Below are 22,464 nucleotides of genomic sequence, written 5' to 3' on the forward strand. Positions count from 1 at the left end.
ATAGATTATACATTTAGCTTCCCTATTAAGGTGAAATCATATAATATAGTACGTAGGTGTAAAGTAAGCAAGGGGAGTGATCTTGGATGATTGAATGGTATTTTGAATATGAAATACATAAAAACCGACCTGGCTTGCTTGGTGACGTTTCTTCGTTAATCGGTATGCTCGGCATTAATATTGTCACAATTAATGGTGTAGATAATGCACGACGTGGATTACTCCTTATGTGTGATAATCAAGAGCAAATCTCTAGACTTGAATCAATTTTAAATACGATGGATAACATAACGGTAACGAAATATCGTCCGCCAAAGCTAAGAGATAAGCTAGCGGTTAGACATGGTAGGTACATACAACGAGATGCAGATGATAAGAAGACATTTCGATTTGTACGTGATGAATTAGGGTTACTTGTAGACTTTATGGCTGAAATAATGAAAAAAGAAGGTCATAAACTAATCGGGATACGAGGAATGCCTCGTGTCGGAAAAACAGAATCCATTGTTGCCGCAAGTGTTTGTGCAAATAAAAGATGGTTATTTGTATCATCTACTCTTATTAAGCAAACTGTTCGTAGTCAATTGATTGAAGATGAGTATAGCGACGACAATATTTTTATCTTAGATGGAATCGTGTCAACAAAGCGTGCTAACGAAAGGCATTGGCAGCTTGTTCGTGAAATTATGAGATTACCTGCAACGAAAGTTGTGGAACATCCTGACGTATTTGTGAGTCAGTCAGAATACACATTGGATGATTTTGATTATATTATCGAGTTGCGTAACGATTATGATGAAGAAATTCAATATAATTTAGTAGATGAAATTGAGCAAGGTACGCAAAATAATTTCTCTATGTTTGACTTTTAAAGAAATATTGAGGTGTTAGTAGTGACAGAATTAGGACAAAAGCTGAAAGAAGCAAGAGGAACGAAGGGCTTGTCTATGGATCAGCTGCATGAGATTACAAAAATTCAAAAACGCCATTTAGTAGCGATTGAGGAAGGCAATTATGATGTATTGCCCGGAGCTTTTTATGCGCGTGCATTCATTAAACAATACGCAGATGCGGTTGGGTTAAATGGAGAGGAACTGCTTGTAGAATATCAGAGTACGATACCACAATCTGAAAAACGCGACGTTCCACAAGTATCAACAGGACAGAAAACACAAGAAACAATGCAAAAATCTTCATCATGGCCAATTGCAGATCATATGCCGAAAGTTTTAGTTGCGCTATTAGTTATTGCATTTGGAGTGGTAATTTGGTTTGTTTTCCAAGCGTTAACTGGAAAAGGTGATGAGAAAGTTCCGAATGCTCAAAGTGAGAAAATTGAAGTTAAAAAAGCAGAAAACTCGCCGTTAGATACGAAGAAAGATGAAGTGAAAGCGGAAGAGCCGAAAAAAGAGGAACCAAAGAAAGAAGAGCCAAAGAAAGAGGAACAACCAGCACAACCAACGGGACAAGAAGAAGTAAAAGTAGTTGGTACAACTGGTAAAGTATCTACTTTGGAAATTCATAACAATAAAACATTAGAACTGGAAATATCGGGTAAAGGTGCGAGTTATGTAGACGTTAAAGATGATGCGGGGAATGTGATTCTAAACGCTACAGTACAAGAGGGCCAAATAGAAAAACGTGATGTATCAACATTAAAAGAAGTGCGACTTAATATTGGGAATGCAACGAATGTTGAAGTTAAACTGAATGGCCAAGTGGTCGCTTATCCATTGGATCCAGAAAAAGAACTTCACCAAAGATTGGTGATAAAAAACCAAGGGATAGGGCAACCTGCACAATAATAGTCATCGCCTCGATGACTTTTTTCAATGAACAAATGTTTTTGATATGATGGAGGAATAGCTGTGAATTTACCAAATAAAATTACAATATCTAGAATCTTCTTAATTCCAATTTTTATGGTAATTATGTTAGCGCCCTTTGATTGGGGTTCATACACAATTGGTGATGTTGATTTACCAATTCAACATTTAGTAGGGGCACTTATCTTTATTATTGCTTCGGCTACAGATTGGATTGATGGACATTACGCAAGAAAGTATAATCTTGTAACGAATTTAGGGAAGTTTCTTGACCCGTTAGCTGATAAATTACTTGTTTCAGCAGCGCTTATTACATTAGTTGAGATGCAATACGTACCTGCTTGGATCGTTATTGTAATTATCAGCCGTGAGTTTGCAGTAACTGGTTTACGCCTTGTACTTGCTGGAACAGGAGAAGTAGTGGCAGCAAATCAGTTAGGGAAAATTAAGACGTGGACACAAATTATTGCAATTGCGGCGTATTTATTACACGATGTACCTTTAAATTTAATCCATATCCCAGTTGCTGATATTTTCATATGGATTGCATTAATCTTTACTGTTATTTCAGGGTGGGATTATTTCTGGAAAAATAGAGCTGCTTTTGTAAACTCAAAATAGAAGTTTATGGGGGAATTGGGATGAATGCTGAAATTATTGCGGTTGGAACTGAATTATTACTTGGACAAATTGCAAATACAAATGCCCAGTTTTTATCTGAAAAGTTAGCTTCAATCGGAATTAATGTGTACTACCATACTGTAGTTGGAGATAATAACAAGCGATTACAGCAGGCGATTGAAGTTGCGGAAGAACGTGCTGACATACTTATTTTCACAGGTGGATTAGGCCCGACAAAAGATGATTTGACGAAAGAAACGATATCTTCTAGTTTGGGTGAAGAGCTTGTATATGATGAAAAGGCATTAGCATCGATAAGCGAGTACTTTAAGCGTACAGGTCGCGAGTTCACAGAGAATAATAAAAAGCAAGCGCTCGTTTTGAATGGAGCAACTGTATTTGCGAATGATCACGGCATGGCACCTGGTATGGGGTTAAATAAGAACAGGAAAGTTTATATTTTATTACCAGGACCACCGAAAGAGATGAAGCCGATGTATATAAGTTATGTAGAGCCTTTTTTACGTAACTTTACAACAGGAGAAAACATTTATTCTCGTGTGCTTCGCTTTTTCGGGATCGGGGAATCTCAATTAGAAGTGAAAGTTCAAGATTTAATTGATGGACAAACGAACCCGACAATCGCCCCCCTTGCGAATGATGGAGAAGTGACACTACGTTTAACTGCCAAACATCAAAATGCTGATGAAGCTGCGAAACGCATTCAGCATATGGAAGATTTGATTTTAGAAAGAGTAGGAAAATTTTTCTACGGGTATGATCAAGAGTTTCTGCATGATAAGGCGATAGAGTTATTGAAGAAAAAAGGATTAACTTTAGCGTGTGCAGAAAGTTTAACCGGTGGTCTCTTTGGCAATCAAGTAACAGAAAGTGCTGGTGTGTCTTCAGTATTTAAAGGCGGTATCATTTGTTATCATAATGATGTGAAGCAACATGTTTTACATGTACCTGCGGAAGTGTTGTCTACTGATGGTGCAGTTAGTAAAGAATGTGCTCGTTATCTTGCTGAAAATGTTAAGGGCTTATTAAAAGCGGATATCGGAATTAGTTTCACTGGGGTAGCAGGACCGGATGCTTCAGAACATAAAGAGCCGGGAACAGTATTCGTTGGATTGGCGATTAAGGATGAACCAACTGTAGTCTTTCCTCTTATTTTAAGTGGAAGTCGTCAACAAATTAGGGAACGTTCGGTGAAATATGGATTTTATCATTTATATAAAAAGCTAGAAGAGATATAAGTTTCTTCTAGCTTTTTTTATGGTTAAACTCATTTTTATTTAATGGAAAATAAAAAAATCGAATAAATGTTCGATTTTGTTGGCAAATTGAATTGAAAATAGGTATAATAAGATTAGCAATTGAGTTAAGGAGGAATTTTGAATGAGTGATCGTCAAGCGGCGTTAGATATGGCGTTAAAACAAATAGAGAAGCAATTCGGTAAAGGTTCAATTATGAAATTAGGAGAACAAGCGGAGCGTAGAATTTCTACAATTTCAAGTGGTTCTTTAGCACTTGATGTGGCATTAGGGGTAGGCGGATACCCACGTGGCCGTATTATCGAAATTTATGGACCAGAAAGTTCAGGTAAAACAACAGTTTCATTACACGCAATCGCGGAAGTACAGCGTCAAGGTGGACAAGCAGCGTTTATTGATGCGGAGCATGCAATGGATCCTGTATATGCACAAAAATTAGGCGTTAACATAGATGAATTACTATTATCACAACCTGATACAGGGGAGCAAGGACTAGAAATCGCAGAAGCACTTGTACGAAGTGGCGCGGTTGATATTATCGTAATTGACTCTGTAGCAGCTCTTGTACCGAAAGCTGAGATTGAAGGAGACATGGGTGACTCACACGTAGGTCTACAAGCTCGTTTAATGTCTCAAGCACTTCGTAAGCTGTCAGGTGCAATCAATAAATCAAAAACAATCGCAATCTTTATTAACCAAATTCGTGAAAAAGTTGGGGTTATGTTCGGGAACCCAGAAACAACTCCAGGTGGTCGTGCGTTGAAATTCTATTCAACAGTTCGTCTTGAAGTGCGTCGTGCGGAGCAATTAAAGCAAGGTAACGACATCGTTGGTAATAAAACAAAAGTAAAAGTAGTTAAAAATAAAGTGGCACCACCATTCCGTGTTGCTGAAGTTGATATTATGTACGGAGAAGGTATTTCAAGAGAAGGTGAAATCTTAGATATGGCTTCTGAACTTGATATCGTTCAAAAGAGTGGTGCTTGGTACTCTTATAATGAAGAGCGTTTAGGGCAAGGTCGTGAAAATTCGAAGCAATTCTTAAAAGAGAATACGGATTTAAGAGAGGAAATTGCCTTCTTTGTTCGTGACCATCACGGAATTGGTGAAGACTCTGGTGCTGAAGAAACGGAAGATTCAAATCTTCAAGATTAAAAAATAAAAGACACGGTTCCGTGTCTTTTATTTTTAATTATTATGAAAGCGTTGTATATCGTTGGAGATAAAATATTTAATCTGCCTAAAAGGCTATGTATAAAGAGGGATATATGCATGTTTTGTATGCATAAACTGGAATTCACTAAGGTTTTCCAGGATAATATGCTGTCTTCTTTTTAAATTCATATATGAATTAGAGCTGAAGGTAAAGAAAGTAAAAGTAGACAACGCTTGACAATGAAAATTGCGATAGATACAATGAGAATGTATATTTTTTCTTATATACGAAACACTCTTCTCAAGAAGAGAAGTAATATTCGGAGTAAGACTTAAATCTTGCCGAAATAATAATATGACATTTTAATTGTGAAATGAAGAAAGTCCCTTAAAAAAGCGGGACGACGGTCTTTGCTGTATGTTGGTATTCAATGTACATGCCGACAGTCTTTTTTCATTCATAGCAAGGGGAGGTGAAATCATGAGTAGTACAGTTTGGATACTCATCTCCATTTTGCTTGCAACAGTCGGTGCAGTTGTTGGCTTTTTTGTTCGAAAGTCTATTGCTGAAGCGAAGATTAATGGTGCAGCTAACGAAGCGAAACGTATTCTAGACGAAGCGAATCGTGAGGCTGAAGCACTTAAGAAAGAGGCGCTTTTAGAAGCAAAGGATGAAATTCATACACTTCGTACAGAAGCTGAATTAGAAATTCGTGACCGTAGAAGCGAATTACAAAAACAAGAAAATCGTTTAATGCAAAAAGAAGAGAACCTTGATCGTAAAGACGAAACGCTCGATAAACGCGAGCGACAGTTAGAAAAGAAAGAGGAATCTCTTGTAGCGAGACAACAACAGATTGAAGAGTTGGAAAGCAAAGTGGGAGAGTTAGTTCAAAAGCAACAAACAGAATTAGAGCGCATTTCCAATCTGACACGCGAACAAGCGAAAGCAATTATTCTTGGTAAAGTAGAAAGTGAAGTTTCTCATGAAATTGCCGTAATGGTAAAAGAAAGTGAAGTTCGTGCGAAAGAAGAAGCGGATAAGAAAGCAAAAGAGATTTTATCTCTTGCAATGCAAAGGTGTGCAGCTGATCATGTTGCTGAAACAACCGTTTCGGTTGTAAATCTTCCAAATGACGAAATGAAGGGACGTATTATCGGACGTGAAGGTCGAAATATTCGTACGTTAGAAACGTTAACAGGTATTGACCTAATTATCGATGATACACCAGAAGCGGTTATCCTTTCTGGATTCGACCCAATTCGTCGTGAAACAGCTCGTATCGCTCTTGATAAACTAGTACAGGACGGACGTATTCACCCAGCGCGTATTGAAGAGATGGTCGAAAAATCAAGACGTGAAGTGGACGAGTATATTCGCGAAGTCGGAGAGCAAACAACGTTTGAAGTGGGTGTTCACGGATTACATCCAGATTTAATTAAGATTTTAGGTCGTTTAAAATACCGTACAAGTTACGGACAAAACGTCTTAAAACACTCTATGGAAGTTGCATATTTAACTGGACTTATGGCAGCGGAGCTTGGTGAGGATGAAAAACTAGCAAGACGTGCTGGTCTATTACATGATATCGGTAAAGCAATTGATCATGAAGTAGAAGGTAGCCACGTTGAAATTGGTGTCGAACTCGCAACGAAGTATAAAGAGCATCCTGTAGTTATAAACAGTATTGCATCTCACCATGGGGACACAGAACCAACTTCTATCATTGCAGTTTTAGTTGCAGCAGCAGATGCATTATCAGCTGCAAGACCTGGAGCTCGTAGTGAAACACTTGAGAACTATATTCGTCGTCTTGAAAAGTTGGAAGAGATTTCAGAGTCTTATGAAGGCGTAGAAAAATCTTTCGCAATTCAAGCAGGACGAGAAGTTCGTATTCTGGTAAAACCAGATACAATTGATGATTTAGAAGCTCATCGTTTAGCTCGTGATATTCGAAAACGTATTGAGAATGAACTGGATTACCCAGGACATATTAAAGTAACTGTTATTCGTGAAACACGTGCAGTGGAATACGCAAAATAAAGTGGTGAAACACCACTTTATTTTTTTGTGTTGGAATTGGTTAAAATAAAGGGAATTAGTATACAAGTGAAACAAACTTATAATAAATATATTGTAAGGAAATCACTTGAAGCTATAGTAATAAAAAATGTAGTACATAGGAAGGGTAAGACATATGAGAATATTATTTGTTGGGGATGTAGTAGGATCTCCTGGTAGAGGTATGATTCAACAATACGTACCGGCATTAAAGAAGAAATATACACCTACAGTAACCATTATTAATGGAGAAAATGCAGCAGGTGGACGTGGAATTACGGAAAAAATATATCGAAACTTTTTAGAATGCGGGGCACAAGCGGTTACACTTGGAAACCACGCTTGGGATAACCGTGAAGTATTTGAATTTATTGATGATGCAAAATATCTTGCAAGACCAGCTAACTTCCCAGAAGGAACTCCAGGGAAAGGACTTATCTTTGTGAACTGCAATGGAACAGAAGTGGCAGTTATTAACCTACAAGGACGTACATTCCTTCCTCCAATTGATTGTCCATTCCGTAAAGTGGATGAATTAATTAACATTGCAAAAAAACGTACGAATATTATCTTTATTGATTTTCATGCGGAAACTACAAGTGAAAAACAAGCGTTAGGTTGGTATGTAGATGGTCGTGCTACAGCAGTAGTGGGTACACATACACATGTTCCTACAGCAGATAATCGTATTTTACCAAGCGGAACTGCATATATCACAGATGTTGGTATGACAGGTCCTTACGATGGGATTTTAGGTATGGATCGAGAAGCGGTATTGAAGAAGTTTTTAACAAACTTACCAGTACGATTTGAAGTGACAAGTGGTAGAACACAATTAAGTGCAGTGCTAGTTGATGTGGATCCTAATACAGGAAAAGCTAAGAAAATCCAGCGTATCTTAATTAATGATGATCAGCCATTTTTTGAGTAATTTCCGGGTAAGATTTAGAAAAGTTATTATTTTTTAATTTTTTAGAAAAATTACAGAAATTTAGCAGGAATACGCGTCATTCCTCGTGAATATAAGTTAAAGTGAAATAATTGCTAATACTTTTTATAGAAACGAGGAGGAAACGCGGAATGGAAATATTAAAAGTTAAAGCAACGTCGGTCCCTAATTCTGTAGCTGGTGCACTTGCAGGTGTTATTCGCGAACGCGGAACAGCAGAAATTCAAGCCATTGGTGCAGGTGCATTGAACCAAGCGGTAAAGGCAGTAGCAATTGCAAGAGGATTTGTAGCGCCTAGTGGTTTAGACCTGATTTGTATCCCAGCGTTCACAGATATTATGATTGATGGGGAAGAGCGTACAGCAATAAAATTAATTGTAGAACCTCGTTAAGTTTAAACAACCTGTTTGCAGTATGCAAACAGGTTGTTTTTATAATGGAGGAATGGAAATGAAAATTTTTGATGCTCATTGTGATGTACTCTTTCGGTTATGGAGTGCACAGGGGAAAAAGGATTTTAAAAACGATCCGCAATTACATATTACATTTGAACAGTTAAAGAAAAGAAAAGGAAGTATACAATGTTTTGCTATATATGTGCCAGAAACGGTGCTATACGAAAAACGATTTGAAGTGGCATTACAAATGGTAGATATTTTTTATAATGAAATTTTATCATTACCGGGTGTAAAGTTTATTCAGACAAAAGATGATATTAACATGTTAAAACAGGACGAGATTGGAGCGATATTAACACTAGAAGGATGCGAAGCAATTGGAAAAGATGCAATGAAATTACGGTTGTTTTATCGTCTAGGAGTACGTTCATTTGGACTAACATGGAATTATGCCAATTTATTAGCTGATGGTGCGCTAGAGACACGTGGGGCGGGTTTAACGACCTTTGGTAAACATGTTGTACAAGAACTTAATACGTTACATGTATGGACCGATGTGTCGCATCTGAATGAAAGAAGCTTTTGGGATGTGATAGAAATTGCAAAAAATCCTATTGCCTCCCATTCTAATTGTACGAAACTTTGTCAGCACCCACGTAATTTAAACGATGAACAACTTAGAGCTCTTATAAAGCGAAATAGCATGATCGGTGTTACTTTCGTACCACAGTTTCTAATAAGTGAAAAACAAGCGAATATAGCAGATATAGTAAAACATATCGAATATATTTGTTCATTAGGTGGAGAGAACAATATAGGGTTTGGTTCGGATTTTGATGGGATATTAGAAACAGTTGTAAATGTATCAACGTATGGAGAATATGAAAATGTAATTAATGAGCTTTGTAAACACTATGCTGCATCTACTGTAGAGCGATTTTTATATGATAATTTTGTTGAACATATAAGCTTTTAAGATTTTTGTTTTAAAAATCCAGAAAAATTAGAATTAATTCATTTGATATTATTGCTTTTTTTAAGACCTAATACTAGAATGAAAAACAAAATAGCTTTATACTAAAGATTCAGGGAAATCAGAAGAGGCATAATTTGCGTCCGTTGTAGTTTATTTGTATAAAAAATGCTAAACTATTACTGTAAAAAAATACACTACAATGAATGCAGCCAAAAGGGGTGTAGGAGATGATTAGTCAACTTTCATGGAAAGTTGGAGGCCAACAAGGTGAAGGAATTGAAAGTACAGGAGAAATCTTCTGTATTGCATTAAACCGATTAGGATATTACCTATACGGTTACCGCCACTTCTCATCACGTATTAAAGGCGGCCATACAAATAATAAAATTCGTGTAAGTACAACAGAAGTACGCGCGATCTCAGATGATTTAGATATTTTAATTGCTTTTGATCAAGAAACAATTGATTTTAACTTCCACGAACTACGTCCAGGTGGAATTGTAGTTGCGGATGCGAAATTTAATCCAACAATACCTGATAATACAGATGTAAATCTATATGTGATACCGTTTACAGATATTGCTTCAGAATTAGGTACATCATTAATGAAAAACATGGTTGCTGTTGGGGCATCAAGTGCGGTATTAGGATTAGATGAAACAGCTTATTTAAATGTTGTTGAAGAGATCTTTGGTCGTAAAGGAGAGCAAGTCGTTCAAAAGAATATGGACGCAATTAAACGTGGCTCTCAATATATGAAAGAGTTGCTAGGTGAGAAAGTTAACATGATGCAGCTTGAAAAAGCTGATGGTAAGAAACGCATGTTTATGATTGGAAACGATGCAATCGCATTTGGTGCGGTAGCTGGTGGTGCTCGCTTTATGTCTGCATATCCAATTACACCTGCATCTGAAATTATGGAATACTTAATTAAAAAATTACCAAAAGTTGGCGGAACAGTAATCCAAACTGAGGATGAAATTGCAGCTTGTACAATGGCAATCGGTGCAAACTATGCTGGTGTTCGTACATTAACTGCATCTGCTGGTCCGGGTCTATCTTTAATGATGGAAGCGATTGGTTTAGCGGGGATTACAGAAACACCATTAGTAATTGTGGATACACAACGTGGTGGTCCAAGTACAGGATTACCAACGAAACAAGAGCAGTCGGATTTAATGGCGATGATTTACGGTACGCACGGTGAGATTCCAAAAATCGTAATGGCGCCAAGTACAGTTGAAGAAGCTTTCTATGATATTGTAGAAGCATTTAACCTAGCTGAAGAATATCAAGTACCTGTTATTTTCTTAACGGATTTACAGCTTTCTCTAGGAAAACAAACTGTAGAACCGCTTACGTTAGATAAGGTGGAAATTCGTCGCGGTAAGCTTGATTTAGAAGCGGAATTACCAGAACGTGAAAATAAAGCATACTTCAAGCGTTATGAAGTAACCGAAGATGGCGTTTCACCACGTGTTTTACCTGGTATGAAAAATGGTGTTCACCATGTTACAGGTGTAGAACATGATGAAACTGGTAAACCATCTGAATCAGCAATAAACCGTAAAGATCAAATGGACAAACGTTTCCGTAAAATGGAGAACTTGAAGTTTAACACCCCTGTCTATAAAAATGTTAAGCATAAAGAAGCGGACGTATTGCTTGTTGGGTTTAACTCAACTCGTGGTGCAATCGAAGAGGCAATGGAGCGCTTAGAACAAGAGGGTATGAAAGTAAACCATGCTCATGTACGTTTAGTTCACCCGTTCCCAACAGCTGAAATCGATCCACTTGTGAAAAATGCGACGCGTGTTGTAGTGGTAGAAAACAACGCAACAGGTCAGCTTGCTAACATTATGAAAATGAATCTTGGTAACGGTGAGAAAATTTCTAGTCTTTTAAAATATGATGGGAACCCATTCTTGCCGAAAGAGATTTACAACGAATGCAAAAAAGGGGTTGTATTAAATGGCAACATTTAAGGACTTTCGTAACAGCGTAAAACCAAACTGGTGCCCAGGTTGCGGAGACTTCTCGGTGCAAGCTGCAATTCAACGTGCGGCAGCTAACGTTGGTTTAAATCCAGATGAACTTGCTGTTATCTCCGGTATCGGCTGTTCAGGTCGTATTTCAGGTTATATTAATTCATATGGTGTGCATAGTATTCATGGTCGTGCCCTTCCAATTGCACAAGGTGTGAAAATGGCAAATCGTGATTTAACAGTTATCGCATCAGGTGGTGACGGTGATGGATTTGCGATTGGTATGGGACATACAATCCATTCTATTCGTCGTAACATCGACATTACGTACATCGTAATGGATAACCAAATTTACGGATTAACAAAAGGGCAAACTTCACCGCGTAGTGAAGCTGGATTTAAAACGAAAAGCACACCACAAGGTTCAATTGAACCGTCACTAAATGTTATGGAAATGGCTTTAACAGCTGGTGCTACATTTGTGGCGCAAAGCTTTTCAAGTGATTTAAAAGAACTAACACAAATTATTGAAGCTGGTATTAACCATAAAGGATTTTCATTAATTAACGTATACAGCCCATGTGTTACTTACAATAAAGTAAATACTTACGATTGGTTTAAAGAGAATTTAACAAAACTAAGTACAGTAGAGGGATATGATCCATCTAATCGCATGATGGCTATGCAAACGTTAATGGAAAATAACGGATTAGTAACAGGTTTAATATATCAAAATACAGCGCAACCTTCATACCAAGAACTTGTAAAAGGCTATAGTGAGAAGCCTTTAGTGCAAGCTGATTTAAATATGGATCAGAAAATGTTTGATGAACTCGTAGCTGAATTTATGTAGTGTAAGAAGAGGAGGTTGCCATTTGGTAACCTTTTTTTATGAGTAAAAAATATAGGATAGTCTTGTTTACTTAGAAAATTCAGAATGGTAAAATAATATATAAATCGTTGTATGAAAATGGCGAGTTCATTGCTGATGAAATGTAAGATCAGACAGAGCCTTTTTCTTGTTAAAATTGGCGTAACGCTTCATACTATGGTAATGTTTATAGGGATAAAGCAATATGCTTTTGGATAGGACAAAAAGAAGTATGAAAAGGGAATGTCTATTTGTGTGGGGAAGACTTCATTCTTATGAATGATTAGATTGATTACTCAAGTTTCAAAGGACAAGTTATCTCTCAAGCTATCTAACCATTTTTGAGGTGAGTCAAAGCGCATTAAAATGGACTATAGAGTGTGTATAGTTAAGGGTGAAAGGAGATTACCAATGAACGAGCAACAACGATTAGCAAGTCGACAAGCAAATTCCTCTACGAAAAAAGAAGAGAAAGATTATAGTAAATACTTTGAAAGTGTATACCAACCACCTTCCTTAAAAGACGCGAAAAAACGAGGGAAAGAAGAAGTTAAAATTGAACGGGATTTTGGCTTATCTGAAGAATTTCGCAATTTTGGTACAGGAAGAAAGTTCTATATTCGTACATATGGTTGTCAAATGAATGAGCATGATACGGAAGTAATGGCGGGTATTTTCACCGCACTTGGATATGAGCCAACCTTTTCAACTGAAGATGCAGATGTAGTTTTATTAAATACTTGTGCAATTCGTGAAAATGCTGAAAATAAAGTTTTCGGTGAACTAGGTCATTTAAAGTCATTAAAAAGAAGAAATCCGGACCTTTTAATTGGTGTATGTGGTTGTATGTCTCAAGAAGAATCTGTTGTAAATAAAATTATGCAAAAAAATCAGCATGTAGATATGGTGTTTGGAACGCATAATATTCATAGATTGCCGTATATTCTTAAAGATGCGATGTTCTCGAAGGAGACGGTAGTTGAAGTTTGGTCAAAAGAAGGGGATGTAATTGAAAACCTTCCGAAAGTACGCCGTGGTGATATTAAAGCTTGGGTAAATATTATGTATGGCTGTGATAAGTTCTGTACATATTGTATCGTGCCTTATACACGTGGAAAAGAGCGAAGCAGACGTCCAGAAGACATTATCCAAGAAATTCGTCATTTAGCTGCGAATGGTTATAAAGAAATTACATTACTTGGCCAGAACGTAAATGCATATGGTAAAGACTTTGAAGATTTTGAATACGGTCTTGGCGATTTAATGGACGAACTTCGTAAAGTTGATATTGCCCGTATTCGTTTTACAACGAGCCATCCACGTGATTTCGATGATCACTTAATTGAAGTGCTTGGAAAAGGTGGAAACTTAGTAGAACATATTCACTTACCAGTTCAATCTGGAAGCACAGATATGTTAAAAATTATGGCGCGCAAATATTCACGTGAGCATTATTTAGAACTTGTAAGAAAAATTAAAGAAGCAATTCCAAATGCAGTATTCACAACTGATATTATCGTTGGTTTCCCGAATGAAACAGATGAGCAATTTGAAGAAACGATGTCGTTATATCGTGAAGTAGGATTTGATACTGCCTTTACCTTTATTTATTCTCCGCGCGAAGGTACACCAGCTGCAAAAATGAAAGATAATGTACCGATGGAAGTGAAAAAAGAACGTCTTCAACGCTTAAATACACTAGTAAATACGTTGGCAATTGAAAAGAATAATCGTTACAAAGGTCAAATTGTAGAAGTGTTAGTTGATGGGGAAAGTAAAAATAATCCAGAAGTGCTCGCAGGTTATACTCGTACGAATAAACTTGTAAACTTCGTCGCTTCAAAATCTTTAATTGGTCAGCTTGTGAAAGTAAAAGTAACGGAAGCAAAAACTTGGTCTCTTAACGGGGAATTAGTTGAAGAGCCGATTGAGGTGGAATAATAGATGAAAGCATATTCGAAAGATGAAATTGTTGAACAAGCGAAAGAATTAGCAAAAATGATTTCTGAAACAGAAGAAGTTGATTTCTTTAAGAAAGCAGAGGCGCAAATTCATAAAAATGAAAATGTAAAGCGCGCAATTGATGAAATTAAAGCACTGCAAAAACAAGCAGTAAACTTGCAGCATTACGGGAAATGGGAAGCTTTGAAAAAAGTAGAAGCTGACATTGATGCATTGCAAGATAAGTTGGATAGTATTCCAGTTGTGCAAGAATTTAAATCTTCACAAACATATGTAAATGACTTACTACAGCTAGTTGCAAGTACGATTTCTAACAACGTAACAGATGAAATATTAATTTCAACTAATGGCGATGTATTGAAGGGTGAAACGGGCGCAGCGGTAGAAAGTAAAAAAGGAAATTGTGGTTGTTAAAGAGATGTCGAATTGACATCTCTTTTTTTAATGGGTTAAACGTAAGTTCTTCTCGAAAAAAGAATGACACATTCCGCTATTGTCACGCATATGATTAAGTGAATAGTGATTGAGGAGGGTTACGAATGTCCGAATTTAGAGAGATTATTACAAAAGCAGTGGTTGGAAAAGGACGTAAGTATACAAAGTCAACGCATACATGTGAATCGAATAATGAGCCAACAAGTATTTTAGGGTGCTGGGTAATTAACCACTCGTACGAAGCAAGAAAGAATGGAAAGCATGTGGAAATTGAAGGTTTCTATGATGTGAACACTTGGTATTCATTTGATGGTAATACAAAGACAGAAGTTGTAACAGAACGTGTGAACTACACTGATGAAGTGAGTATTGGGTATCGTGATAAAAACTTTTCTGGTGATGATTTAGAAATTATTGCTCGTGTCATTCAGCCACCAAATTGTTTAGAAGCTCTTGTATCACCAAATGGTAATAAAATTGTTGTAACTGTAGAACGTGAATTTGTAACAGAAGTAGTTGGGGAAACGAAAATTTGTGTAAGTGTAAATCCTGAAGGTTGCGTAGAATCAGACGAGGATTTCCAAGTCGATGATGATGAGTTTGAAGAATTAGATCCGAACTTTATCGTCGATGCAGAAGAAGAGTAATAGAAAGCTAGGGAGAAGTTCTTCCTAGCTTTTTACTTTACATAAGTGATGCTTGAATGAACATGATTCCCTATGAAATGTGCTATAATGAGGAAAGACTCCTGAAATAGGAGATATGGATGTCCGTGAAGTGTGACATATATGAAAATTGATTACTATGTAAGAATTATGGAGGAAAAGTATGACTCAATATACCCCTATGATACAGCAATATTTAAAGGTTAAGGCAGACTATCAAGATGCCTTTTTATTTTTCCGATTAGGTGATTTTTATGAAATGTTCTTTGAAGATGCGGTTAAAGCAGCTCATGAACTTGAAATTACATTAACGAGCCGAGATGGTGGTAGTAGTGATCGTATACCGATGTGCGGTGTACCACATCATGCAGCTAAAAATTATATTGAACAACTTGTTGAAAAAGGATATAAAGTAGCTGTTTGTGAGCAAGTGGAAGATCCAAAAACAGCTAAAGGTGTAGTACGCCGTGAAGTAGTACAACTAATTACGCCAGGAACGATGATGGAAGGGCGTACTATTGATGAGAAAGAAAATAACTTCTTAGCAGCATTAACACATTTTGAAGATGGATCGTATGCTTTAGCTTGTAATGATTTAACGACTGGACAAAATACAGTAACGTTGTTAACAGGTTCAGTAGAAGATATTTTATTAGAAGTGTATGCAACTGGTTCAAAAGAAATTGTTGTAGATTCTACATTTTCAAAAGATGAATTAAATAAATTAACTGCAACATTAAAAATGACGATTTCGTATGAAGATGCAACAACGATTCCGGAAGGGTTAGAACATCTTGTGAAAAACGTTTCGCAAGCAAAGTTAATTAAAGCAGTTGGACGTTTATTTAACTATGTAATAAGAACGCAAAAACGTTCGTTAGACCATTTACAACCAGTGGAAATTTATTATACGAATCAATTTATGAAAATTGATGTGCATTCAAAGCGAAATTTAGAGCTGACAGAAACACTCCGAACGAAAGAAAAAACAGGATCATTATTATGGCTATTAGATAAAACGAAAACAGCTATGGGTGGTCGTATGTTAAAACAGTGGATGGAACGTCCGCTGATCCAAAAAGAAAAAGTAGAAGAGCGTTTAGAAATGGTTGAAACATTTGTAAATGATTACTTCTTACGTGAAGATTTAAAAGAAAAATTAAAAGAAGTATATGATTTAGAACGTTTAGCAGGGAAAGTTGCATTTGGTAATGTGAATGCACGGGACTTATTACAGTTAAGACGATCTTTACTTCAAGTACCGGCTATTTTAGAAGCGATTAGTTTGTTAGATAATGCTTATGCAGCAAGGTTAATTCAAGGTGCGGATCCATGTGAGAGCTTAACTGAATTACTAGGAAGAAGTATTCAAGAAAACCCACCGCTTTCTATTAAAGATGGAGATATTATTAAAGACGGTTATAATGACAAGCTTGATCAATATCGTTACGTTAGTAAAAACGGGAAAACGTGGATCGCTGAGCTTGAAAAACGAGAGCGTGATATTACAGGAGTTAAATCGTTAAAAATCGGGTACAACCGTATTTTCGGCTACTACATTGAAGTGACGAAGGCGAATCTTGCAGCGCTTCCAGAAGGCCGCTATGAGCGTAAACAAACGCTTGCTAATGCGGAACGTTTCATTACAGATGAATTGAAAGAAAAAGAAACATTAATCTTAGAAGCAGAAGAGAAAATTGTACAATTAGAATACGATTTATTTACAGTGCTTCGTGAAGAAGTCAAAGTATTTATTCCGAAATTACAACATTTAGCGAAAGTAATTAGTGAATTAGACGTACTGCAAAGTTTCGCGACAGTTAGTGAAGAAGAACAGTTTGTAAAACCTGTTTTAACAACTAAGCGTGAAATCTTTATTAAAGATGGTCGTCATCCTGTCGTTGAAAAAGTATTGAACGGGAAATTGTATGTACCGAATGATTGTATTATGCCGGAGAAGATGGATGTCTTTTTAATTACAGGACCGAACATGTCTGGTAAAAGTACGTATATGAGACAATTAGCACTTGTAACTGTTATGTCACAGATTGGTTGTTTCGTACCAGCAACAGAAGCGGTATTACCTGTATTCGATCAAATCTTTACGAGAATTGGTGCAGCGGATGATTTAATTTCGGGTCAAAGTACATTTATGGTCGAAATGTTAGAAGCGAAAAATGCAATTGCAAATGCATCAGAAAGAAGTTTAATTTTATTCGATGAAATTGGACGCGGTACATCTACGTATGATGGTATGGCACTTGCACAAGCAATCATTGAACATATTCATGACCAAATTGGTGCGAAAACGTTATTCTCTACGCATTATCATGAATTGACGGTGCTAGAAGAAAGTTTAGGACAATTGAAGAATGTACACGTTTCAGCTATTGAAGAGAACGGAAAAGTAGTATTCCTTCATAAAATCCAAGATGGAGCAGCTGATAAAAGTTACGGAATTCACGTTGCGCAACTTGCGGAGCTTCCAGATAGCTTAATCGCTCGTGCGAAAGAAGTGTTAGCGCAACTAGAAGGACAAGAAGAAATTATTATTCCAAAGCGTACAGAAGTGAAAGTACAAGAAGTGGCTCCAGAACCAGCTGTTGTAAAAGAAGAACCAGCAGAAATACAAGAGACGAAAGTAGAGACTGAGGAAGAATCGCAATTATCATTCTTTGGTGGAGAACAGTCTTCGAAAAAACAAGACAAGTCAGTGCTAGATGCAAAAGAAACGGCAGTACTTGCGCAAATTAAAAAAATTGATTTACTTGATATGACACCTTTAGAGGCGATGAACGAACTGTATCGCTTGCAGAAAAAGTTAAAGAAAGGATGAGTAAGTAGATGGGGAAAATTCGCAAACTCGATGATCAACTCTCTAACTTAATTGCGGCAGGGGAAGTAGTAGAGCGCCCTGCCTCAGTCGTAAAAGAACTTGTGGAAAATTCTATCGATGCGAATAGTACATCTATTGAAATCCACTTAGAAGAAGCTGGTTTATCAAAAATTCGCATCATTGATAATGGGGATGGCATTGCAGAAGAAGATTGTATCGTCGCTTTTGAACGACATGCGACGAGCAAAATTAAAGATGAAAACGACCTGTTTCGCATTAGAACACTCGGTTTCCGCGGTGAGGCATTGCCGAGTATTGCCTCAGTTAGTGAATTAGAATTAATCACTAGCACAGGTGATGCGCCTGGTACACACCTTATGATTAAAGGTGGAGACATTATAAAGCAGGAGAAAACAGCGAGCCGAAAAGGAACAGATATTACAGTACAAAACTTATTCTTTAATACACCAGCGCGTCTTAAATATATGAAAACCATTCATACAGAGCTTGGGAATATTACAGATATCGTGTATCGTATTGCAATGTCACATCCAGAAGTATCATTAAAGCTGTTTCATAATGAAAAGAAATTGCTTCATACATCAGGAAATGGTGATGTAAGACAAGTACTTGCATCAATTTATAGCATTCAAGTTGCGAAGAAGCTTGTTCCAATTGAAGCTGAATCTTTAGATTTTACAATTAAAGGCTATGTCACATTACCAGAAGTAACGAGAGCATCTCGAAATTATATGTCAACGATCGTAAATGGCCGTTACGTTCGAAATTTCGTATTAATGAAAGCCATTCAGCAAGGATACCATACATTACTGCCAGTCGGACGATATCCAATCGGCTTCTTATCGATTGAAATGGATCCAATGCTTGTTGACGTTAACGTACATCCAGCGAAATTAGAAGTTCGTTTTAGTAAAGAACAAGAATTACTAAAGCTTATCGAAGAAACATTGCAATCGGCATTCAAAAAAATACAGCTCATTCCAGATGCAGGTGTAACAACGAAGAAAAAAGAAAAAGATGAAAGTGTGCAAGAACAGTTTCAGTTTGAGCATGCGAAGCCGAAAGAACCATCTATGCCGGACATCGTTTTACCGACTGGCATGGATGAAAAACGAGAAGAACAACTGGCTGTGAAACAGCCAGCACAACTGTGGCAACCGCCGAAACAAGAATGGCAACCACCACAGTCGCTCGTAAGGGAAGAACAAAGTTGGCAACCATCTACTAAACCGATAATAGAAGAGCCGATTCGAGAAGAGAAATCGTGGAACAGCAATGATGAAGACTTTGAATTAGAGGAATTGGAAGAAGAAGTTCAGGAAATAGAAGAGATTGAAATGAACGGTAATGACTTACCACCGCTTTATCCAATTGGACAAATGCACGGAACATATATTTTCGCTCAAAATGATAAAGGCTTATATATGATTGACCAACATGCCGCGCAGGAACGTATTAATTATGAATACTTCAGGGATAAGGTAGGAAGGGTAGCGCAAGAAGTACAAGAACTACTTGTACCATACCGTATTGACCTATCTCTTACTGAATTTTTACGTGTCGAAGAGCAGTTAGAAGAACTAAAAAAAGTCGGACTATTTTTAGAACAATTCGGTCATCAATCCTTTATCGTCCGCTCGCATCCAACATGGTTCCCGAAAGGACAAGAAACAGAAATTATCGACGAAATGATGGAGCAGGTTGTTAAACTAAAAAAAGTTGATATTAAAAAGTTACGTGAAGAAGCAGCCATCATGATGAGCTGTAAAGCATCTATTAAAGCAAATCAATATTTAACGAACGATCAAATATTTGCTTTACTGGAAGAATTACGTACAACAACAAATCCATACACATGCCCGCACGGAAGACCGATTCTTGTGCATCATTCTACTTATGAGTTGGAGAAGATGTTTAAGAGGGTTATGTAGGGATACTGTTATTTTGGATATGATTTAATAAAAAAGAAGCGATGAAATAAATCGCTTCTTTTTGTTTGCATTTAGTTTAAGAGCTTTTAAAAAATTCTTAATCCTAGCCAAGTATAGAAAAATTATATGAATACATAGTTTCATACATATCGCATTTGAAAAACATTTCCTATCTCTCTATGTTTTTTCATTTTCCTTATAGAATCCTTATAATTGTCATTTACTCTAGAATTACAATATACGAGGAGGAAGTTTAGGATGAATGAGATGATGTTAGAAACAAAGAATCTTTGCAAAACATTTAGAAAGCAAAGTGTAGTACAAAATATTTCGCTTTCTGTACCGAAATATGCAATTTATGGATTGTTAGGTCCTAATGGGGCAGGGAAATCGACAACTTTAAAAATGATAACAGGTATGCTTATACCTACTTCTGGTGAGGTTTATTTTGATGGTCATAAATGGACGCGGCAAGATTTACATTCTATTGGTGCTTTAATTGAGTCTCCGCCACTTTATGAAAATTTAACAGCAAGAGAAAATCTGTTGGTTCGTACGACTGTTTTAGGATTACCTAAATCAAGGATTGATGAAGTATTGCATGTTGTGGAGCTAGAGAATACAGATAGGAAAAAAGCGAGGGAATTCTCTATGGGGATGAAGCAACGATTGGGAATTGCGATTGCATTGCTGAATCATCCGAAGTTTTTAATATTAGATGAACCGATGAATGGACTAGATCCTTTTGGGATTCAGGAATTAAGAAAATTAATCCTTTCCTTTCCCACAAAAGGAATTACTGTCATTTTATCCAGTCATATTTTAAGCGAAGTAAGTCAAATTGCAGATCATGTTGGGATTATCTCAGGCGGTGTATTGGGGTATCAGGGGAAACTGAATAAGGATGATGACCTGGAAGATTTATTTGTACAAGTGGCTGGAAAGTATAGAAGGGAGGCATAAGAAATGAATTTATATATTGCATCTGAAAAAATTAAAATTAAACATACTTTTTTGAGCAAACTTATATGGCTAGTTCCATTTGCCACAATACTAATTGCTTTTTTATTATCGGCGGATTATTTTCAATTATCTAGTTACAATTGGTGGTACATTACGATGCTTCCAGGAATGATTTCTTTAAGTTGTGTACTTCTTGCGGAGAAAGATAAGAAAATGAATAATCGTTCTATCTTATCGTTACCAGTTTCATTAAAACGAGTATGGATTTCTAAAGTATTACTAATTTTAGGGATTTTGAGCTTTTCATGCATACTTTTTTTCTGTGGAATCCAGTTATCTAGTTTACTATTAAATAAGGAGAACTTCCGAATCATTCCTACAGTAAATGCGCTATTAGGAAGCGTTCTTTTAATCGTTACTTTTATGTGGCAAATTCCACTCTGCTTGTTTTTAGGTAACAAAATAGGGCTATTTCCGACGCTTCTGTTGAATATAGGGGCAAATGGAATTTTTGGAGTTGTATTGGCAACAAAAAAAATTTGGATGATTAGTCCATACACATATCCAAGTAGACTTATGATTCCTATTTTAAAAATACTACCAAATGGTCTATATGCAGAAACCGGAAGTGTAACGTTCAAACCAGAACTCCTTTCCTACGATGTAATTTTGCCAGGCGTGGCAATTTCTGTCGTGTTGTTCTTTTTGTTTACTTATATGACGGCAAAATGGTTTGAAAAGCAGGAGGCAAAATAATATGGCGGTTTTGTCGAGGATAGTAAGAGCTGATTTTATAAAAATGAAACATACGATTTTTTTCTGGATACATATAGCGATGCCAATCATCGGTATTGCTCTTTTTTTAAGTTATTATTCCATTTCAAAAGTTGATTCTATAAATAAGGTTTCAGGATATATTCAAGTATTATCGATATCTTTTCCGTTGCTAATTAGCATTGTGTGTTCTTCTGTTGTGGAACAGGAGGCTGTGGCAGGGAATTTTAAAGAACTTTTATCAACGGAATACGGAAGGCGTAAAGCATTTATTAGTAAAGTATGTTTACTTTTAATATGTGGGTTTTGTTCAACTATGTTGGCAGTCGTTGGGTTTGCGGCAGGGTTTCATTCTCTGTTGGAAGAAAATAACTTTCCATTTGCTTTGTATGTTGAAATTTCCTTCATTCTTTTTGGTTGTCAAATCTTTATGTATATATGGCATCTGTTCTTAAATTTTCGCTTTAGTAAAGGTGCTTCCATTGGGATTGGAATTATAGAAAGCTTGCTGGTAGCTTTAATGCTTACAGGGATGGGAGATGTGATTTGGAAATACACGCCATGTGCGTGGAGTGTGAGATTATGCAATTATTTTTTGGAGCACAAATTGAGTCCCGCTTCTATTTATGTCTTACAAGTGGAGGAAAAAATTGGAGCAGTGATTTGCGTTTGTTTCACGATCATTGCATTTGTTATTTCCCTTGTATGGTTTTCCTTTTATGAAGGCCGTAAAGAAATGTAAGTGCATTTGTATTA

At 36.7% G+C, this 22,464-nt stretch carries 19 protein-coding genes; all 19 read left to right on the top strand.

Annotation, left to right across the window (positions count from 1 at the left end; translation table 11 throughout):
- Positions 1-86: 86 nt before the first annotated feature.
- A complete protein-coding gene (locus ABH961_RS13565; protein WP_000574107.1) occupies positions 87-872 on the top strand; it encodes a DUF3388 domain-containing protein in 786 nt (261 codons plus the stop codon).
- Positions 873-893: 21 nt separating this feature from the next.
- Complete coding sequence (locus tag ABH961_RS13570; protein ID WP_000137490.1) at positions 894-1,805, top strand: helix-turn-helix domain-containing protein; 912 nt, start codon at positions 894-896, stop codon at positions 1,803-1,805.
- A 63-nt stretch (positions 1,806-1,868) separates the two neighbouring features.
- Positions 1,869-2,447 carry a CDP-diacylglycerol--glycerol-3-phosphate 3-phosphatidyltransferase gene (gene pgsA, locus ABH961_RS13575; RefSeq protein ID WP_046956497.1) on the top strand — a complete coding sequence of 193 codons (579 nt, stop codon included), beginning with the start codon at positions 1,869-1,871 and terminating at the stop codon, positions 2,445-2,447.
- A gap of 20 nt (positions 2,448-2,467) precedes the next feature.
- A complete protein-coding gene (gene cinA, locus ABH961_RS13580) occupies positions 2,468-3,706 on the top strand; it encodes a competence/damage-inducible protein CinA (RefSeq protein WP_098079080.1) in 1,239 nt (412 codons plus the stop codon).
- A 142-nt stretch (positions 3,707-3,848) separates the two neighbouring features.
- Positions 3,849-4,880: a recombinase RecA gene (gene recA, locus ABH961_RS13585; protein ID WP_048545964.1), complete on the top strand. Its 1,032-nt coding sequence runs from the start codon at positions 3,849-3,851 to the stop codon at positions 4,878-4,880.
- Between the two features lie 481 nt (positions 4,881-5,361).
- The gene (gene rny, locus ABH961_RS13590; RefSeq protein ID WP_048545962.1) at positions 5,362-6,924 is read left to right on the top strand and encodes a ribonuclease Y; all 1,563 of its coding nucleotides are present in this window, start codon (positions 5,362-5,364) and stop codon (positions 6,922-6,924) included.
- Between the two features lie 154 nt (positions 6,925-7,078).
- Positions 7,079-7,873 (top strand): TIGR00282 family metallophosphoesterase, encoded by a 795-nt coding sequence (locus ABH961_RS13595; RefSeq protein ID WP_001221093.1) that lies wholly within the window; start codon positions 7,079-7,081, stop codon positions 7,871-7,873.
- Positions 7,874-8,022: 149 nt separating this feature from the next.
- Positions 8,023-8,283 carry a stage V sporulation protein SpoVS gene (gene spoVS, locus ABH961_RS13600; RefSeq protein WP_000404341.1) on the top strand — a complete coding sequence of 87 codons (261 nt, stop codon included), beginning with the start codon at positions 8,023-8,025 and terminating at the stop codon, positions 8,281-8,283.
- Positions 8,284-8,341: 58 nt separating this feature from the next.
- On the top strand, positions 8,342-9,265 hold the full coding sequence (locus tag ABH961_RS13605) for a dipeptidase (protein ID WP_048545959.1): 924 nt from the start codon (positions 8,342-8,344) through the stop codon (positions 9,263-9,265).
- Positions 9,266-9,492: 227 nt separating this feature from the next.
- Positions 9,493-11,250, top strand: a complete 1,758-nt coding sequence (locus ABH961_RS13610) for a 2-oxoacid:acceptor oxidoreductase subunit alpha (RefSeq protein ID WP_098079082.1) — start codon at positions 9,493-9,495, stop codon at positions 11,248-11,250.
- Positions 11,237-12,103 carry a 2-oxoacid:ferredoxin oxidoreductase subunit beta gene (locus ABH961_RS13615; RefSeq protein ID WP_000190158.1) on the top strand — a complete coding sequence of 289 codons (867 nt, stop codon included), beginning with the start codon at positions 11,237-11,239 and terminating at the stop codon, positions 12,101-12,103. The genes ABH961_RS13610 and ABH961_RS13615 overlap by 14 nt, the downstream gene beginning before the upstream one ends.
- A gap of 429 nt (positions 12,104-12,532) precedes the next feature.
- Complete coding sequence (gene miaB / locus ABH961_RS13620; RefSeq protein WP_087985036.1) at positions 12,533-14,062, top strand: tRNA (N6-isopentenyl adenosine(37)-C2)-methylthiotransferase MiaB; 1,530 nt, start codon at positions 12,533-12,535, stop codon at positions 14,060-14,062.
- A 3-nt stretch (positions 14,063-14,065) separates the two neighbouring features.
- The gene (locus tag ABH961_RS13625) at positions 14,066-14,497 is read left to right on the top strand and encodes a YlbF/YmcA family competence regulator (protein ID WP_000649386.1); all 432 of its coding nucleotides are present in this window, start codon (positions 14,066-14,068) and stop codon (positions 14,495-14,497) included.
- Positions 14,498-14,622: 125 nt separating this feature from the next.
- A complete protein-coding gene (gene cotE / locus ABH961_RS13630; RefSeq protein WP_001288802.1) occupies positions 14,623-15,165 on the top strand; it encodes an outer spore coat protein CotE in 543 nt (180 codons plus the stop codon).
- Between the two features lie 181 nt (positions 15,166-15,346).
- Positions 15,347-18,019, top strand: coding sequence for a DNA mismatch repair protein MutS (gene mutS, locus ABH961_RS13635; protein ID WP_048545947.1), 2,673 nt, complete (start codon positions 15,347-15,349; stop codon positions 18,017-18,019).
- A gap of 8 nt (positions 18,020-18,027) precedes the next feature.
- Positions 18,028-19,971: a DNA mismatch repair endonuclease MutL gene (gene mutL / locus ABH961_RS13640; protein ID WP_098079084.1), complete on the top strand. Its 1,944-nt coding sequence runs from the start codon at positions 18,028-18,030 to the stop codon at positions 19,969-19,971.
- Positions 19,972-20,229: 258 nt separating this feature from the next.
- On the top strand, positions 20,230-20,934 hold the full coding sequence (locus ABH961_RS13645; protein ID WP_048545945.1) for a lantibiotic protection ABC transporter ATP-binding protein: 705 nt from the start codon (positions 20,230-20,232) through the stop codon (positions 20,932-20,934).
- A 3-nt stretch (positions 20,935-20,937) separates the two neighbouring features.
- A complete protein-coding gene (locus tag ABH961_RS13650) occupies positions 20,938-21,690 on the top strand; it encodes a lantibiotic immunity ABC transporter MutE/EpiE family permease subunit (protein WP_404519505.1) in 753 nt (250 codons plus the stop codon).
- A gap of 1 nt (position 21,691) precedes the next feature.
- Complete coding sequence (locus ABH961_RS13655; protein ID WP_404519506.1) at positions 21,692-22,450, top strand: lantibiotic immunity ABC transporter MutG family permease subunit; 759 nt, start codon at positions 21,692-21,694, stop codon at positions 22,448-22,450.
- Positions 22,451-22,464 lie beyond the last annotated feature (14 nt).

The sequence above is a fragment of the Bacillus sp. RC251 genome, assembly GCF_044908765.1.
Classification (GTDB): Bacteria; Bacillota; Bacilli; order Bacillales; family Bacillaceae_G; genus Bacillus_A; species Bacillus_A wiedmannii.